Consider the following 18,174-nt stretch of genomic DNA (forward strand, 5'->3'; position numbering starts at 1 on the left):
GGCATCTGTTAAGATGGACTTAATCTTGCCTAACGAAGGGGATTTTTTTCATGGCTAAAAAAGGACAAACCTACCGGTGGTACTCCTTAGAGTTAAAATTGGAGGCGGCCCGGCTGGTCAATGAAGAACATATGAGTATACGTGAAGTAGCGAAACGTTTGGGTATTCAAATTAAATCTCAAGTACAAGTATGTAACCGTAAACTGAAACAACTCGGCATGTTAGGCAGTTACTCTAGACGAGGAAATTGCCTGGACAATGCCTGTATCGAGTCGTTCTTCTCCCATTTAAAGACCGAGAAAATATACTTGAACGAGGCAGCAAACAAAGCGGAGGTTGAACAAGCAAGTGAATGAATACATTCTGTTCTATAACCAGAACCGATTCCAGAATAAATTAAACGACCGTTCCCCGGTAGAATACCGGGAAACGGTCGCAGCTTAAATCATGTCTTTTTTGTACTGTCTACTTGACAGGGTTATGACCAAATTAGCGGTTTTTTAGTTTTAAGGGAACAAGATCTTGTCACAAACTGAGAACACCTTTAGAAAGAAGAACTAAAGCGTTTGTCAATCTTTCCTCTGAATAACTCATAATGTAAAACGAGGCGTTACGAGGAATCTTTAATCACATTGCCGACAGAAAATAACTGTAGCCTTTCTTAAATGGATTCTGAAGTTGTAAGGCTACTACTCAACTAACGGGAAACGTTAGTTTAAATCAGTATTGGAGCAGTTTGCCGTATCTATAAAGAATAAGATTCCGGGGAGGTCAAAATATATTACGAGGCGGCGGATACGCTGGAATGTCTGGCAACGGCAGATGTACACGATTTAGTGCAGCTATGTCTTGAAGGCAAATAACCAGACGAGAGAAGAGTGTGGACAACATTAATCAACTTTTTTCACGCTATTATTACTTTATTTGTAGTGATCAACATAAACATTCTATAGAAGAAAATTGTTTCTACAGGAGGTTTCCATGGATCAAAACGACCAAAGTCGTCAACTAGACCAAATAAAGCAAATGCAACAAATGTTTAAGGCGAATATGATAACTCAACCTTATCCTATGTACCCTAACTATGGGAAAATCACGCGCTACGAAGAAATTCCGATAAGTTTGCCTGAACAGCGCCAGCTCCGCCATCCCGGCGTGGAAAAATTAATGGTACCCCTTCCAATTATCGAAAATCCGAATTATAAGGGGAGCGGAAAGCTAACAGGAAAAGTTGCACTTATTACAGGAGGTGACAGTGGGATTGGTGCAGCAGTTGCGATTGCGTTTGCTAAAGAAGGTGCAGATGTTGCTATTTCATACTTAGATGAACATGAGGATGCAAATAGAACAAAAATGAGGATTGAACAACTCGGACAACGTTGTATTCTAATGCCCGGTGACTTGCGAGACAAACAACAGTGTATCTCCATTGTAGAACAAACAGTAAATACGTTTGGACGTCTCGATATTCTTTGTAACCACGTGGGTATTCAATTCCAACAGCTAAGTCTGCTTGACATTACCGATGAGCAATTCGATGACACCTTCAAAGTAAATATATACTCTCATTTTTACACAACAAGAGCAGCGCTTCCTCATTTAAAACCAGGCAGCTCAATCATAGGCACTTCTTCAGTAGTGACGTATGTGGGTGAGCAGCAAATGATTGATTATACGGCCACAAAAGGCGCAATCGTTGGTTGGACACGTGCTCTGGCAAAAAATGTCGTGAAACAAGGAATCCGAGTCAATGCCGTCGCCCCCGGCCGAATTTGGACTCCACTTATTTCCGCAAGTTTCTCGTCAGATCAAGTCGCTGTGTATGGAGCATTTAATCCAATGGAACGAGTTGCCCATCCATTTGAACTCGCACCAACCTTTGTCTATCTTGCTTCTGATGATTCTCGTTTTGTTACTGGTCAAGTTCTTCATGTTGATGGGGGAGAATCCACACATTCCTAATGGAAGGGGGTTACCATTTTGAGATATGAGTTTAATCCAGAAGTAAAGCTATTGCTTGTAAACCATTCAAATGAAAAAGTAAAGATGGTCTATATAGAGAATTCCTGGCCCATGTCAAAAATAGGACTGAGACCACCATACTATTGCTACCCAAGGTACGAGCTGAATTATCCAATAATCTAAATCATATCAGACAAAAAGACTTAGATTTCACCCCATTTGAAGGAAATTATGATTAAAAATTACGGAGGGTACACTTTTATGGATTTGACATAAAGATTGATCGAAAGTCCACCTGAATCCCCATGTTTATCGCAAATTAAAAGAATCCATTTTGAAAAAGATTAATCAAACTGGATTCTTTTCTTGTGATTTACTATACAGTTTTCATAGACTTGACGTCTGTCGGGAGACAAAAACATAGTCCCATTGAAAGTCGCTAATTTAGCGGCTTTTTTGTTTTATCGGTACAAGTTCTTGTTCCCGAGTCGAGGACAAGAACTTGTACCTATTGCCGTATAGGACAAGAATATGAACCGATTGCCGTTGATAAGCTTTGAACTATTAATTAAATTTATTAAGCTAACAGGCAGGGGAGTTTATAGATTTCGCGAATACTCTGCATATGAAGTTATTTACGAAGTTCCTAGATAAAACGTTAGGTGAAATGACCAGAAGCTTGAAAGGAGAAATCAATGAAGTATTCAACAATTGTATTAGATCTAGATGGAACTTTTCTAGATTCTGAAAAGAGAGTATCGGAAAGAAATTTTAGAGCTGTTGTGAAATGCCACCAGCTAGGAATGAAAATAATCTTTGCCACGGCACGACCTCCTAGATCTGTAAATCAGTTTATACCAGAAGACCTAAGAAGTATAGGCTCCTTCATTTACTACAATGGAGCTCTTATTACATGCCCACTAACAGGTATAAATCATCATGAGCCGATTAATTCAATGCTTACTGCAGAACTATTAGACTACTGCTTAAGTTGTAATCCAGGGCTGGATATAAATCTAGAAGTGAAAGATAAGTGGATGAGCTTAAAGGAATACGAGTATTCATCGATTACTAAGGTTAAAGAGCTTCCAGAAATTAAATCATTGAATGAACTTAAAAATCAAGAAGCTACTAAAGTTCTTTTTTTCGGGAAGATAGATATTGAATCTTTGAAAGAAAGGTATTCAAATAAATTGAATATTGTGATCACTGATAATGGAGAACTTGTTCAGATAACTTCAGATAAGGCCTCCAAAGAAAAAGCAGTAACGTTATTATGTGGGAGTCTAGGAGTGCCTCTCGAGAAGGTAATTGTATTTGGTGACGATTATAATGATACTGGGTTATTTAGAATCTGTGGTTGGTCTGTCGCAATGGGTAATGCTGTAGGCCATCTAAAAGAGATGTCAAAAGAAATCACAGATACAAATGATAATGATGGGGTTGCTAAAGTACTGGAAAGAATTTTGTGAGCAACTCAAGGTCACATCACCTAACAAAGTATTCACGCTGCGTCGCTATCGCTCCTAGGTCCGGCCGAAACAGGAAGAAGAGGTTTCGAAGAAGATGATTCAGTAGCAATGAAGCTTATTCACCCGGACAACCTTTCACTGCCTAATCGCGTCGCGGCCACTCCCGATGGTCGTTTAAGGCAGTGAAAGGTTCGTGAATACAAGAACGTTAGCTGAAATACGATGTTCTATGATTGGGGAGGATCAATGAAGGAAGGCCATGAAAACATCAAAATTGATGTGTATCAGGCAACTGAGGCTGATAGTCATATTATACTTGATCTTTGGAAAGGGTCTGCAAGATGGATCCAATCTAAAGGGATTAATCAATGGAATCCTTCTCATTTTAATATTAATCAAGTCTATGAATGCTTCAATAACGGAATTGAATTTTATTTAGCACAGTTGAACGAAGAAGTTGTAGGAACATTATATATCTGTTGGTCTAATCCAGTTCCATGGGGAGAACTCGATAATAATGAATCGGGATACATACATAGGTTTGCAGTAAGTAGAAATCATACTGGAAATGGAATAGGTAAACAATTATTAAATTGGGCTGAAAAATATATTAAGGATAAAGGTAAAACCTTTATAAGACTCGATTGTATGGCCGAAAATGCAAGATTAAATCAATATTATCTTGAAGTAGGATATAAACATATAAGATTCTTAAATTGGAGTAATGGGTGGAAGATTAATTTATATGAGAAGAGCAAATGTGAGGGTATTTCAAGTACACTTCAGCTAACATCATTTCCACGCATCGGAGCCTGACTGCTCCTCGGTCCGCCCGAAGTGGAATGGCAGGGAAGTGGAATCAGGCGGACACATTCGCACAGACTAACCGCATCGCGGTCGGCTCCTGACGGAGCCTTAAGTCGGTAGGACGTCGTAGATACAGCAACGTTAGCCGAAAGAAGTTCTTAGTTTGGGAGGAGTCTATATGATATTAGAAAAAGTTATAAATAGAATTGCAATACAAAGTGAATATAAGGATTTTGTTGATAAGTATATAAATCATATACTTACCGAATTTAAAGGTAAGATTCATAGCATTTATATGTGTGGCTCGATTCCAAAAGGAACTGCTAAACCTTTTAAGTCAGATGCAGACTTTACTATTGTATGTGTAAATCCCAAAGATATTGATTACGAAAGATTGTCAAATATTAAAGACAGGCTTTTGGAAGAATATCCAATAGTAACTAAGATTGATACGATAATTTGCTCGATTGACGATGTATTAAGTAAACCGAATGAGTGGGGTTTTTGGGTTAAGATCATTTGTGTTTGCATGTATGGTCATGACATTGGTGAAAAAGTACCACCGATCATGATTTCTCCAGAGTTCATTCTAGACTTAAATACAGAGACCAAGGAAGAAGTAGATCGTGTACATCGTTCACTTTCTACTGCTAGTGATCACACGATGAAAATTAGATATATTAAAGGGTATTCGAAGAGATTAATTCGTGCATTATACTCTTTGGTTTTAACAGATACAGGTGTATGGCAAGATGACATTATTGAGATGAAGAATGCCATAATAAACTATTGTGAGATTGACTCCGCTTTAGTTGAGTATCTGTATGCTTGTTACTTGGATAGTGATGTACTTGTTGAAGAGTTTCTGGGAATTGCAAATGAAGTATATAGCTATTTTGAGAACGCCTTAAATACAATGGCTGCTTCCAGAACTTCCCTCGGCTAACACCATATTAACGCTCGGGGCCACTCTCTAGAAGCGAGTGACCCCATCCAGCCGCCTAAGCCCGTCGGGACGTCACTGCATTAGGTGTTCGGCAAGCCTCACAACTATAAGCAGCGACTACGACCTGTCTTTGAAGATTTGCCAAATGGAAAGTCAAACATACTTAGAGTCTAAAACACTATACCGCTGAACTAACACTTGAAGTTAAAAGTAATTTACTTTAGTGGACCACCACAAATATAGGTAATCATCGTCTAAAATATGGAACTATTTCAAAAAATAAAAGGGGATACGAAATGTCAAAAAAACCAGTCGGAGCTGCTGCTGTAATTATGGATTCAGAAGGGCGAATTCTTCTAGTAAAACATAATTACGGAAAATACAATTGGGAACTACCAGGTGGGTTATCAGAGCTTAATGAGTCCGCAGAGGATACTGCAAAGCGAGAAGTGTTTGAAGAAACTGGTCTTGAAGTTACCGTAGGTCGTTTAACTGGCGTGTATTATGAACTCACTCACGATATGCATCATTTTGCATTCATATGTAAGGTAGTCGATAATCAAATACCACAGCCTGATGCTGCGGAGGTAACAGAATGTAAATATTACAACGTAGATGATTTGCCTAGACCGATTAGTGACTTCACAATAGCACGTATACAGGAAGCTTTGAATACTGACAGTAATCAATTATTCCACATCATCGGACCAAGGCAGTGGTTTGAATAATCTGGGCGCTATTGCGAGGAGAACAACTCATGAAGAAACCTATATAATTGTCGGGGATAAGAATATAGTTCCATTAGAAGTCGCAATTTTAGCGGCTTTTTATTTTATCGGTACAAGTTCTTGTCACGAGCCATAGACAAGAACTTGTACCGATTCCCAATTAGACAGAAATATTATTTAAATTCGTTAGCTTGACCTTAAAAGAAAACATTATGTCACGATAAAAAACCAAACTTTATTTGATACCATGTGTTTCTATATTTAAATACTTAAAAAAATCTTAGTTGGAGGAGAAGCAATGCAGGAAAAAAGCAAATCAACTATTTTGATTGGGATCTTAATTTGTCTTATTATAATTGCTCTTAAGCCAACCCCCTCATTTAATAACAACGATCCTGATTTTCCATCTTACGAAGGCGAATCCGTTGTACAACTATCAGAGAACAGAATAGCTATAGTGGATACAAAAGTTAATTCTGGGCTTAGGGGAGAAGTAATGGTTTTGGAGTTCAATGAGGATAGGAGGACCTTTGTTCCTATTGGAAGATATAACTATATGGACTTTTTTTATAATCCGGAAAAATACAATTTCTAAAATTGAATTTCTATATAAACTCGTTGATATTTTAATTTCCAACAGGTTTTTATTTTTTGCTACATAAGGTGAAAGTGCGCAAGTTACTGCAATGGGTACACAAGTTCTTGTCCCGAGTCGAGGACAAGAACTTGTACCGATTACCGATTAGATTAATGTATAATAATGGAGAAATAGCGAAGAGCTTTAGGCGCAGTTTGGCAACAATGGGTTTTACCCAAAAGCAAACCACCCGTTGGACGGGTGGTCAGGAAGCGGAGCATGATCATGCCTTTGCAGGACAACCTGAACAATTATTCCAATCTTTAAAGGGTTCCAAAACATATATGAAATTTACTGCGGAAGATTCTGCTGAAGAACATTGCCATTTTGGAGCATTGAGATTGACTAACCGTCGCATGTTTACCTGGTTAGATCAAGTTTTGAATAAAAATTCAGTTTCTTTTAAAGAATACCGAAGCTAGGTGAAGATTACATCACCACTTAAGTGCCTTTCCCCAACACAGGTAAAAGGCGTTTGTGTTTTCTGAAGTTCTTAGAGCTGCATGTTCCATATGTTCTATTTTTTTAGCAAAAGGAACCAAGTTCTTATCCTCAGATGGGAACAATAGCCTGATTCCTTAAATAGGGTATCAGTATGCCCATGACACAGAAGAAAAGCTAACAAAAATGCAGACCATGCCAGACTCCCTGATTGGACGCGAATATTACCATCCGACAACACAGGGATCTGAATCTAAAATTAAACAAAGGATGGAAGAAATTGCAGCATGGCACAAGCAGAACAACAATCAAAAATAATATCATTGTAAATAGGAGAAAATCAAAATGAAACTAGAAGAAATCGTAGAATACTGTTTGTCTTATCCAGCCTCATATGAGGATCATCCTTTTGGAGAGGGTTGGACAGCCATACGCCACAAAGGAAACGAGAAGATCTTTGCGTTAATATTTGAAAAAGATGGTCATCATTGCGTTAACTTGAAATGTGATCCTGATCGATCTGATTTCCTTCGAAACGCATTCGAAGAAGTTAAGCCCGGATATCATATGAGTAAAGAACATTGGAATACGATCATCTTAGATGGAAACCTTCCGGAGGATGATCTTCATGATATGGTAAAACATAGTTTTGACCTAACGAAACCTAAACGTAAAGTAAAAAAATAACTTATTAGGAACAATGAAATGGGTGTTTATCTAGGTGGGCGATCAAACAAATTGATCCGTAATCCCCGAGGTTTTAATGTTTTCGATGTTACTAGGTGGAATTCCATCAGAAGATGGGTGTATATAAGTGACTAACCCAAACAAAAATGGTGGTATGTTATTGTATATTGCCCTTGAGGAGCAGGGTTTTTAGCATAATGAGAATGAAAGAAATGCGTTTTGGTTGAATGAAATTCCGATATAACCCCCCTATGGAACTCAGTTGTACTCAATCCAACCAACTGGTGTCGTGTGACAAAAATAATGTAACATTAGGAGCCGCTAAATTAGCGGCTTTTTTTTGTTTTAACGTTACAAGTTCTTGTCCCGAGCCGAGGACAAGAACTTGTACTGAATACCAGAAAGGACAAAAACATGTTCCGATTACCGATTAGATAAATATCTAACTGTTTTTCCAATTTCATTAAGCTAACGAGCTGGAGCTTGGGACAATTAACGGATTTCTTTGTTTGAAGTGATTTCTTTTTAGTCTCCGGCGATATCCAATACGGTTCCTCCTTCATAAAAGCCTCCTTGTAGCCGGATATGCTCATATGGAAGACTCGGATTGGATAGTCTCCATAACATTCGGTCAGCTCCGCGCACGCCTACTTCCTTGATTGGCAGCTTCGGCCGGGTCAGATCAGGGATACGCTCGTTAGGGGAATGCTCCAGGCCGATAAGTGAGTAATCGATCGGGATCTTCCGGCCAAGCAAACTGCATGCATAATACACCCAGGCCAGATCGTGCTCGATTCCTGCGAGGATGGCAGTAGGCTTCTCCTGCGTGAGAATATCCGTCAGCATTTGGATATACGTATCCTTCGTACCCATACGGGTTAGATGCTGTTCCTCATTTACGGATATCCCGGCATTAAACATCGCTTCTTGAAATGCCTGCCAGCGTAATCGAAACCCCCGGTGCAGACGAATGTCTCCTATATATAATATCCGCCGATGCCCTTTGGCGGTGAGGTGACGTACGGATTGATGGACCGCTGAAGAGACATCCCAGATGACACTGTCTACGCTGGCTACCGGCGGGGGGTAATTAAGCAATATTTTAGGGATCGGTAAATGGATCAGCTGTTCTTCCGTTCCTGGAGAGATCATCGGGGCTAGGAACAGACCATCCGTAAAGAATAGGTCATGCTTGTCTGCCCACTCGTCGAATTCCGAATCGGATGCGGCTTCTCTCGGGGCAAACAACATCTCCAGTTTATGACCAAATTCCGAGAGTCTTGATTGGATTCCTTCGTATAATGATTGGTGAATAGACACAAGCCCGGTATTCGGAACAATGAATGCAAACCTTCGGGACTTCGAGGAATAAATCGGAATCTGTTCAACAGCCATAACCCGCTCTTGCTCTTTGGTTCTATATCCCATTTGTGTGGCCAACTCAATGACCTGACTGCGTGTCTGTTCGGACATTCCCGGCAACCCGCGCAGCGCCTTGGATACCGTATGAACCGTCAAACCGAGCTGATCGGCGATCGTTTTTAACGTGATTTTCTTCTTAATCGGCATATAGACCACCTCGAATGTACATATATTAGATTTTATCATAAGGATAATGAAACAAAAATGAAACTAAAATTAAAGGAGAAATGAATCTACAATGAAATAAATCCATTGGAGGTGGTTATGAATGGTTGATACAGTACTCACAATTCAAATACCGGAACGCGACATACCTATCTACGCTGAAGTAGACGTAGTGGTGGCAGGAGGGGGACCGTCAGGGGTCGCAGCAGCACTCGCAGCAGCAAGAAACGGGGCATCCGTCTTGCTGATTGAGCAAAGAGGATACTTGGGAGGCATGGCGACGGTCTCACAAGTTCCCGCATTTTGTCCTTATACTGATCATATCAAGCCGGTAATCCGGGGAATTGGACTTGAAATTCTAAACGATATGAAGAGTAATATGGAGGAGACGTTTCAGAACGAATGGAGGGAACAGCTTGATTGGGTTCCGATCGATGCGGAAATTTTAAAGCGTTTATTGGACGAAAAAATGGAAGAGGCCGGGGTTAAGGTGCTTTATCATACGTTCGTCGGACATGTTCTTCAACAGAGTGGCATCATTGAAGCGGTTGTCATACACAACAAAAGTGGAACACAAGCGGTGAAAGGAAATATTTATATCGATGCGACTAGTGACGCAGATCTCACTTATCTTGCGGGCGGGGAGCTCGTCAAAGGCGGAGATGACGGAGAACTCCAGCCGGGTACAATGTGCTTTGTACTTAACAATCTGGACAGAAAAAAATTCCTCTCTAGTGTCGAGATTCATGGTCGAGATTTGAAGCATGCGATCAGCAAGGCGAAAAGTGAAGGACGATTACGTGTGGCGAGAGAATGGGCCGGTATTTCCTGGCTGAACGATCACACGGCAGGCTTTAATTTTGGGCATGTTTTTGGCATTGACGGTTCTAATGCGGATGATTTGACCCGTGGAGCGATTGAAGGGCGCGCACTTGTTGAACACATTACCGGGTGGCTGCGGGAATCGATTCCCGGATTCGAGAATGCTTTCCTGACCTTGACGGGAGAACAGATCGGTATTCGGGAAACCCGCCGGATCATCGGGGATTACATCGTTACAACGGATGATTTTCTAAAGTGCCGTTCGTTCCCGGACGACATTGCACGAAATGCGTATTTTATTGATATTCATATGACTAAGCCCACCAGCGGAATGACGATGATTCATCTCGCACCCGGAGAGTCGCACGGTATTCCGTATCGAGCATTACTTCCAGTCGGAATTGAGAATGTAATCGTGGCCGGGAGAGCGATATCAACAGATAGAGCGACTCAAGGCTCTGCACGGGTCATGCCGAACTGCTTCGCGATGGGAGAAGCCGCCGGTACGGCTGCAGCAATACTGGCCGAGAAGGGCTCCCGTCGAACGCGCAGTATCGAAATTCCGTCCCTGCAGAGCAGGCTTGTTCATCAAGGCGCATGGTTAGGCGATCTGATCAATGAGCAATACAAGGAATAAATGAGCAGTATAAGGAAGGTGGAGAAACGATCAGGGAGGAATAAAACGAGATTTGTATTGTCTGGAAATTGGGCTGGCCGGCCTTCGCTTTACTGGCGAGCAGGTTGCTAATGTAGGAGCGACCAACATCAGAACTAGCGGTGCAGGAATGTCCTTCCTTGCACCACCTGTTCTTTGTCTTCATGTATCTATATAAGGTAAAGCTTCCTCTACTCCTTAACTGCACCCAATACAATTCCTTTTACGAAATACCGTTGAAGGAACGGATAGACCACCAGGACCGGCAGCATGGCAATAAAGATTTGCGCCGCCTTTACGCTCCGGTTCGACAGCATCTCCAATTGCTCAGGATTAATACCAGTCTTGCTGAAATCCTGTACCACGACGATGGTTTGCAGAAGCGTAGCCAAAGGCCATTGGTCCGAGCTTCTTAAATACAACATACCGTCAAACCAACTGTTCCAATGGCCAACGAGGGTAAATAAGGAAAGAGTTGCAATCGCTGGCAAGGAAATGGGCAAATATATCGAGATAAAAATTTTGAAGTAAGACGCTCCATCCACGATAGCCGCCTCATCCAAATCTTTGGGAATTGCCCGAAAAAAATTCATCATGAGTATCATATTCCATACATTGACCAAATTCGGCAGAATGAGCACCCAGAAGGAATTCACCAAACCAAGTTTTTGGTTCAGCATATAGTGGGGTACAAGCCCTGCGTCGAAGATCATAATGATCAGAAAAAACCAAACATAAAATGTGCGGGCTTTGAATTCAATGCTATTTCTAGACAGGGAAAAAGCAGCAAGCATAGTTACGATCATACCCATAATCGTACCAGTTAAACTTCGGATAACCGAAACCCATATCGAGGATATGAAATTAGCATTTTCAAAGGTTTTTGCATAGCTTTCTAACGAAAAGTCAATAGGAATTAGTGAGACCAAATTGGAATCGGCAGCGGATTTTCCGCTCAAAGAAACGGCAAATATATGGACCATCGGCAAAATGCAAAGGATGGAAACCAGCATAAGAAGCGCTAGGTTGCAGTAGTAAAATATCCGATATGACGGATTTTTATAATACATGGATTTGTCCTCCGTTAGTCGTTGTCAAAAGTTAAAAAATACGGTAATTCGCTACTCGGTATGCAAAATAGTAACCACCACTAATCAGAACAAAACCGACCAGTGATTTAAAGATGCCTACTGCGGTTGCCAGACTGTATTGCCCTCCCTGGAAGGTACGGTATACGTACGTATCGATAATATCGCCTTTCTCCAGAACCAGTGGATTAATCAAATTGAAGATCTGATCGAAGTTGGCGTTCAGCACATTTCCTAAGGATAAGGTAAATACGACAATGATGATCGGAAGTAATGAAGGCAAGGTAATATATAGGGTTTGCTGGTATCTGCCAGCGCCGTCGATTTCGGCAGCTTCATACAGAGCCGGATTGATGCCTGATAATGCGGCAAGGAACACAATGGCTGAGAAGCCGAACTCTTTCCACAAATCGCTGATAATAACGGTGGCACGGAACCAGTTGCCGTCACCCAGAAACATGATCGGCTCCCAATGAAGGGAGGTGATTAACCGATTAAGTATGCCCTCAAGAGAAAGTAAATCTAGCAGTATACCTCCCAATATGACCCAGGACATAAAATGGGGCAGGTATACCAAGGTTTGAATCGAGCGTTTCAGGCCAATATTGCGGACTTCATTCAGCAGCAGCGCGAATGTGACTGGTATGACCAGACCAAAAATGATTTTCAAAACGGAAATGGTAATCGTATTCCATATAACCTGTACGGAATCGTGCATGGAAAACATGAGATTGAAATTGTCCCAGCCAATCCAGGAAGATCCGGATATGCCGAGCCACGGTTTAAAATCTTGGAATGCCATGATGATTCCGGGCATCGGGGCGTATTTGAAGATGAGAGCAACCAGTATCGCTGGTAATAGCATGAGATGCAGCCTCCAAGTTAAGCGGAAAGGGCGTATATGTTTCGCTGTAAATGATGACTTAGGCGAAGATTTAATTTCCAATCAGACTCCTCCTCTATGGTTGTTTAACGACTAAATATATTCTATTCTGGAAGGATTTTATTGTATAGAATACATATTTAATGTCGCTGTCAAAATATTAAGGGGGTTGTTTAATGAAACGGCACAAGCCGATATACCTTAAAATGATAGGGGTTATTCTCATTCTTCTGATTCCGGCTATCCTTCTGTACACCTACTTTAGCAGAGCCAGTATCCAGGTCATAAATACACAGATGACGGATTACAATGATAGCCAGCTCATGTTTCTGAAGAATCAGATCGAAGCGAATATCGAACGGCTTTCTCTATCTTCCAGCGTCTTGGTACAGGATTCATCTATCTTAAATCTGCAACTAAGTATTCTAACTAAAGACTATTACCGGATGCTGGATTTTCAGACACATGTTAAGGAAAAGCTGAATCTGCAAAGCCTTTCAAGTAATTGGTCCAATCACCTGTCCGTATACTTGCCGACTATCCAAACCAGGGTTTCGACGGATCTGAGTGAAAGTTATGATCAAAAAATCCTGGATGAAGCCAGTAACGGAAAATGGCGATTTCATCCGGGAGACTCTCGGAGTACCGCTTACTACCAGCTATTTTTGTGGGATCCGTTCTTATCGAAATTCGATTCCCAATCGATCAATGCGATCTTTGAAATCCGCTTCGGGTTGGATAATATCCGTAAAATGTTGCAGCATTACAAAATGGAAAGTCCAGGATTCTGCTTTTTACTGACGGCAGACGGCAGGGCATTCTCAAACACGGATTCTAATGATGAGGAACATGAAAGATTCGGTGCGGATCTGCTAAACCAAGGATTAAGCGGAAGCGGGCATAAAAACGTGCAATTTAATGGCCAGAAAATTTTTCTGAGTTACGCGTATCTTCCGGAGCTGGATGCTTTTTTGATTGATTACGTCCCAACCCACATGTTTCACGAACCGATTATCAAAAGCAGAAATTTGTTTTATTACAGTATGGGATTGTTGATCCTTCTTGGGTTTGCCGCGTCATATGTGCTTTATTTGAATGTGCAAAAGCCGGTGGCGATGATCATGAAAGGATTGAAGCATTTTGAAATGGGGAACTATTCCTTCCGGATCGATCAGCGATTCAATAATGAATTCGATTACATGATGCAGCGCTTTAATGATATGGGAACGAGAATTCAACATTTGATTCAAAATGTATATGAAGAACAAAATCGATCACGGCTTGCCACCCTCAAGCAGTTGCAGTCCCAGATCAATCCTCATTTTTTGTACAATTGCCTGTTCTTTATTGCAGGATGTGCGAAGGTTGGCCTCACGGAAACCATTAAAGATATGGCTTATCATCTGGGTGGCTATTACCGCTATATAACACGAGTCGAAAATCAAATGCCATTATTGAAAGAAGAAGTAGAGTTGGTTACCCATTATCTCAAGATCTACTCGTATCGGCTGGAACGTTTGGAGTACCAAATTAATATTCCGCAAGAAATGTTGAATGAACCGGTAATGAGGTTAGTAGTACAGCCCGTCGTGGAAAATGCCATTGTGCATGGAATTGAACCGAAAACAGGACATGGAACCGTTTTGATTACCGGCTACAGAGAAGTAGGATGGAACATTTTGCTCATTGAGGATAGCGGTGAGGGAATGACGAAGCAGGAGATCCAAGAATCCACGTTACGTCTGGATCAGCCTATGAACAACAAAACAGGATGCGGTCTTTGGAATGTTCACCAGAGGTTAATGCATCGTTATGGGCAAGATGCGGGGATCATCATGAAATCTTCGGAACGGTTGTCGGGGTTATGCGTGATGCTTCGTTGGAAAAGAGAGCAGGATTCGGAAGGAGGGAACGTATGATAAGTCTGCTATTAGCCGACGATGAGCCGGTATTGTTGAAAAGTATGGTAGCCAATGATTGGGAACGTATCGGTGTCGAATATGTATTTCAGGCTGCGTCCGGATTGGAGGCGGTGAAAATTCTGAAGCAAATATCTATCGATATCGTCGTTACGGATATTCGGATGCCGGGAATGGACGGGCTTCAGCTATGCAAACATATACAGGATTATTATCCGAGGACCAAATGTATTCTGCTGTCAGGATATGGGGAGTTCGAGTATGCCAGGGATGCCATCCGATACGGTACGGTAAATTACCTGCTAAAGCCTATCAAGGATGAAGAGTTAATGAATGAAGTTGCCCGTGTGAAATGTCTCATAGAGCAGAAATGGGAAGAGATTGGTTCACTCGAACGGGCCAGACAGACCCTTCTTGCTCATATGCCCTTATTAAGATCGAATCTACTTACTGATCTTTTAACAGGTACAGTATTACCTTCTTCCATGTTAGCCGAGAGAATGAGCGAGTATATGTTGCCGTTTGAGTTGGGTAAGGAGTGTGCTTTGCTGATGCTGAGGATGGACGGAACTTTCAAAGAGTCCAAAGAAGACTCCTTGTTGTATGAATTTGCCGTTCATAATATCGTCTCTGAGATACTGGATGCGGATTATTATGTGTGGTCAAGCAAGGATCCCTTTGGATATTTGTGTTTTTTGGTTCAGCCCAAAATTGGCGCTCGTTCAGGCTCCGGTGAGCGTTTAAATGATAAATCCTTGGAAAAGGCCGCCCAAGAGTTGCAATCCAAAGTTTCCGGATTTCTTAAGGGACGAGTCTCCATTCTAATCAGTGAGAGCAGCCAATTCCCTGAGGATGTTGCCGAACGATACCGCAAATCCTTGAATACCTTCCGCAAATTGCCCCGAAGCGAACGCGGAATCATTATCGGCGCCCAAGAGTCTCATTCCCTATCCAACACGCTTCATTCCTTATACACTCCACCCAGCTTTCAACAACTGCTGGAAGCCGGACGATGGGAGGATGCTCGTGCAAAACTAAGAGACATATTTGAGGAAATGAAGGACAAGAGGTTGGATACCGAGGAGCATATGCTGGAAATTGTCTGTTCTTTGACGAATTCCTTTCTGTATATTGCCCACTTGCAAAGCAAGACACTGATGGAAGTATCGGAACGAGATGCGGACATTGCGGCGGACCCCCGGAAGTTAAGCCAATCTGGCCGGGTCATGGAATGGGGCGAGAAGATGTTGGAAAGTCTTGAACTCGGAAGCATTCGCGAATTTAATCACACCAAAAACCAACTGATCATAAAAATTCACCGCTTTATTGAAAATCGGAATGCCGAGGATGTATCGTTGCAGACGATTGCCGATCATGTCAATCTTCACCCAGTGTATTTGTCATCGCTGTATAAACAGGAAATGAAAGAGAACCTCAGTGACTTCATTATGAGGTACCGTATGGAAAAGTCAGGATTACTGCTTCGGACTACGAATATCAAGATTTATGAACTGGCAAGCCAGTTGGGGTTCCAGAACCCTCCTTACTTCAGCAAGTTATTCAAAAACTATTATGGAGTCTCCCCGCAGGAATATAGAGACCGATACCAGACGAAATCTTAAGATCTTCGTATATCATCTTAAAACTTTGTCTCTTACTCGGTTGTAAGCGCTGTAATAAGATGAAATTGCAACTTACTTTACCGAAAGGGGATTCAGGTTAAAAACATGATTAGAAAATTTCTTTCGCTTTCGTTGATTATGATGATCGCCTTTGTAACAGCTTGTTCCGGAAACAACAATACAGGCAGCGAGGCGGAACCGTCACCAACTAACAGGGAATCGGAGGATTCCAATGCTGAAGCGATTCAAAAAGGGACTTACAAATTCGATACACCTGTAACAATTACAACAGTAAAAGCGACGGACACCACCATGAAGTTCAAGAATGGGGAGACAGTGGAGAATAATGTGCACACCCAATGGGCTCGTGAGCAACTGGGAATCAATATTAAATATTTATGGCAGGTGCCTGGCGATCAATTCGCCACGAAAATGAGATTAATGCTGACATCTAACGAAGATTTGCCTGACGTGCTGATGACCGAAGATATGACTTTGCTTAACGAACTGATTCAGTCCGGTAAGTATAAGGATATCTCGGAAGATTATGATAAATATGCTTCTCAGACCATCAAGGACATTTATAGCTCCCATCCGTTAATGTGGAGTCAGGTTACATTTGACGGCAAAAAAATGGCATTTCCCAACTTTGCCCACGCCGGTAATGATAACGGCGTTATGTGGATCAGGCAGGATTGGCTTGATGAATTGGACATGAAAGCCCCAGCAACCGTAGAAGAATTGGAAGCTCTTATGCAAGCCATTCTGGATAAGAAACCGGGCGGATCCGATAATATGATTCCTCTTGGAGTTAGTCTTGGAGCCGGTGGTTCCAACCCTTACGTCTTCGGTGGTTGGCTTGGAGAGAGCACCTGGGTGTTTGGGCCTTCAGGAACCGTTCCTAACCAGTGGCTTGAAAAGGATGGAAAATTAGTTCACGGCTCAACGCTGCCGGAAATGAAAGAAGGCCTGGCTAGGTTGAGAGCCTGGTATGAAAAAGGTTATATCTCGAAAGAAGCAGGTCTGCATGACGAAAACAAACTGGCAGAGTTGATCGGACAGGGAAGGGTGGGCATTGTCGTTGCGCCTTATTGGATGGCTGGCTGGCCGACCCCGGACCTGGAGAAGAATGTGCCAGGTGCAACAATGAATCCTTATCCGCTGCCTACACTAAACGGTAAAGCGGCTGCCCGAGATACGAACTTCCTTCGAGGAGGGATGATTGTCAAGAAGGATTTTAAACACACCGACGCGCTGTTCCTCTACCTGAACCGTATTTTTGAAAAGGGGAAGGTAGGAAGCGAGTTTGAAAATGGATGGTATCAAGATTATGACTATACCATCAAAGCGGATAAAACCATCTCTGTGGATGAAAACGATATCCCGGGTGGAAAGGTGGGACCGGCCAAATACTTACTGATGGAACCAAAGAATCCCTTCACTAATCTGAAAAGATTGGCGAAAATGAGCCGTGGAGAGGAACCGAGCAATGTAGAAGAGGAGAGAACTAAGAGGACGTCGTCACCTAATCACTTGAAAGCGGCTGAAATCGTAGATAATGGTTGGAATGACAATACGTATATCCCAAACGCGTTCACAGGTTCTCCTACAAAAACGATGCAATCCAAAAACGGCATTCTGGCCAAATTAGAAGGCGAGACGTTCCTAGGCATCATCTATGGTAAAAAGCCGTTGAACGATTTCGATAATTTCGTCCATGAATGGTATAAAATTGGCGGCGAACAAGTCACAAATGAAGCGAATGAATGGTTCCAATCACAATAACTCCAGGATATAGTTAGGTGCAATGCATAAGAGAGTAGGCAGCGAAGGGAGTTGATCGCTAGTGGCCAATTGGTATTTTAACGATAATCCTTTCCTGCCTAAGGCTTTTAATATTGTGAAATTAGATTTTGTA

Annotated in this window: 16 protein-coding genes and 2 pseudogenes; 15 read left to right on the forward strand and 3 right to left on the reverse strand. The window is 41.9% G+C overall.

Annotated elements, in window-relative coordinates:
• Positions 1-200: 200 nt before the first annotated feature.
• From BMX45_RS32265 to BMX45_RS19400, 10 genes and pseudogenes are all read left to right on the forward strand, one after another.
• Positions 201-444, forward strand: a pseudogene (locus BMX45_RS32265) (IS3 family transposase); the annotation flags it as partial.
• A gap of 537 nt (positions 445-981) precedes the next feature.
• Positions 982-1,962 carry an SDR family oxidoreductase gene (locus BMX45_RS19360; RefSeq protein ID WP_090911092.1) on the forward strand — a complete coding sequence of 327 codons (981 nt, stop codon included), beginning with the start codon at positions 982-984 and terminating at the stop codon, positions 1,960-1,962.
• Positions 1,963-2,657: 695 nt separating this feature from the next.
• Entirely contained in the window at positions 2,658-3,434 is a 777-nt protein-coding gene (locus BMX45_RS19365) for an HAD family hydrolase (protein WP_090911093.1), read from the forward strand.
• Between the two features lie 246 nt (positions 3,435-3,680).
• Positions 3,681-4,250 carry a GNAT family N-acetyltransferase gene (locus tag BMX45_RS19370; protein WP_090911094.1) on the forward strand — a complete coding sequence of 190 codons (570 nt, stop codon included), beginning with the start codon at positions 3,681-3,683 and terminating at the stop codon, positions 4,248-4,250.
• A gap of 169 nt (positions 4,251-4,419) precedes the next feature.
• Positions 4,420-5,187: a nucleotidyltransferase domain-containing protein gene (locus BMX45_RS19375; RefSeq protein WP_090911095.1), complete on the forward strand. Its 768-nt coding sequence runs from the start codon at positions 4,420-4,422 to the stop codon at positions 5,185-5,187.
• A gap of 296 nt (positions 5,188-5,483) precedes the next feature.
• Positions 5,484-5,915: an NUDIX hydrolase gene (locus BMX45_RS19380; protein ID WP_090911096.1), complete on the forward strand. Its 432-nt coding sequence runs from the start codon at positions 5,484-5,486 to the stop codon at positions 5,913-5,915.
• 298 nt (positions 5,916-6,213) lie between these two features.
• Positions 6,214-6,510 carry a hypothetical protein gene (locus tag BMX45_RS19385; RefSeq protein ID WP_090911097.1) on the forward strand — a complete coding sequence of 99 codons (297 nt, stop codon included), beginning with the start codon at positions 6,214-6,216 and terminating at the stop codon, positions 6,508-6,510.
• A gap of 197 nt (positions 6,511-6,707) precedes the next feature.
• Positions 6,708-6,974, forward strand: a complete 267-nt coding sequence (locus tag BMX45_RS19390; RefSeq protein WP_217648125.1) for a hypothetical protein — start codon at positions 6,708-6,710, stop codon at positions 6,972-6,974.
• Between the two features lie 160 nt (positions 6,975-7,134).
• A complete protein-coding gene (locus tag BMX45_RS19395) occupies positions 7,135-7,311 on the forward strand; it encodes an AAA family ATPase (protein WP_302847927.1) in 177 nt (58 codons plus the stop codon).
• 27 nt (positions 7,312-7,338) lie between these two features.
• Positions 7,339-7,680 (forward strand): MmcQ/YjbR family DNA-binding protein, encoded by a 342-nt coding sequence (locus tag BMX45_RS19400; protein WP_090911099.1) that lies wholly within the window; start codon positions 7,339-7,341, stop codon positions 7,678-7,680.
• A 525-nt stretch (positions 7,681-8,205) separates the two neighbouring features.
• On the opposite strand, the gene BMX45_RS19405 is transcribed toward BMX45_RS19400, so the two are convergent.
• Positions 8,206-9,249 (reverse strand): LacI family DNA-binding transcriptional regulator, encoded by a 1,044-nt coding sequence (locus BMX45_RS19405; protein ID WP_175495151.1) that lies wholly within the window; start codon positions 9,247-9,249, stop codon positions 8,206-8,208.
• 121 nt (positions 9,250-9,370) lie between these two features.
• On the opposite strand from BMX45_RS19405, the gene BMX45_RS19410 reads away from it, so the two are divergent.
• Positions 9,371-10,726 carry an FAD-dependent oxidoreductase gene (locus BMX45_RS19410; protein ID WP_090911101.1) on the forward strand — a complete coding sequence of 452 codons (1,356 nt, stop codon included), beginning with the start codon at positions 9,371-9,373 and terminating at the stop codon, positions 10,724-10,726.
• A 209-nt stretch (positions 10,727-10,935) separates the two neighbouring features.
• Here the strand turns inward: BMX45_RS19410 and BMX45_RS19415 are convergent, their stop codons facing one another.
• Together BMX45_RS19415 and BMX45_RS19420 are read right to left on the reverse strand one after the other, a co-directional pair.
• A complete protein-coding gene (locus BMX45_RS19415) occupies positions 10,936-11,814 on the reverse strand; it encodes a carbohydrate ABC transporter permease (protein ID WP_090911102.1) in 879 nt (292 codons plus the stop codon).
• A 31-nt stretch (positions 11,815-11,845) separates the two neighbouring features.
• A complete protein-coding gene (locus BMX45_RS19420; protein ID WP_254778155.1) occupies positions 11,846-12,733 on the reverse strand; it encodes an ABC transporter permease in 888 nt (295 codons plus the stop codon).
• A gap of 158 nt (positions 12,734-12,891) precedes the next feature.
• On the opposite strand from BMX45_RS19420, the gene BMX45_RS19425 reads away from it, so the two are divergent.
• From BMX45_RS19425 to BMX45_RS19435, 4 genes and pseudogenes are all read left to right on the forward strand, one after another.
• The gene (locus BMX45_RS19425) at positions 12,892-14,634 is read left to right on the forward strand and encodes a sensor histidine kinase (RefSeq protein ID WP_090911104.1); all 1,743 of its coding nucleotides are present in this window, start codon (positions 12,892-12,894) and stop codon (positions 14,632-14,634) included.
• Positions 14,631-14,963: pseudogene (locus BMX45_RS32270) on the forward strand (response regulator); the annotation flags it as partial. The gene BMX45_RS19425 and the pseudogene BMX45_RS32270, both read left to right, overlap by 4 nt.
• Positions 14,964-16,256, forward strand: coding sequence for a helix-turn-helix transcriptional regulator (locus BMX45_RS19430; protein WP_254778138.1), 1,293 nt, complete (start codon positions 14,964-14,966; stop codon positions 16,254-16,256).
• Positions 16,257-16,361: 105 nt separating this feature from the next.
• Positions 16,362-18,041: a type 2 periplasmic-binding domain-containing protein gene (locus tag BMX45_RS19435; RefSeq protein ID WP_090911106.1), complete on the forward strand. Its 1,680-nt coding sequence runs from the start codon at positions 16,362-16,364 to the stop codon at positions 18,039-18,041.
• The last annotated feature ends 133 nt before the right edge of the window (positions 18,042-18,174 follow it).

The sequence above is a fragment of the Paenibacillus sp. cl141a genome, from assembly GCF_900109305.1.
GTDB lineage: Bacteria > Bacillota > Bacilli > Paenibacillales > Paenibacillaceae > Paenibacillus_AQ > Paenibacillus_AQ lautus_A.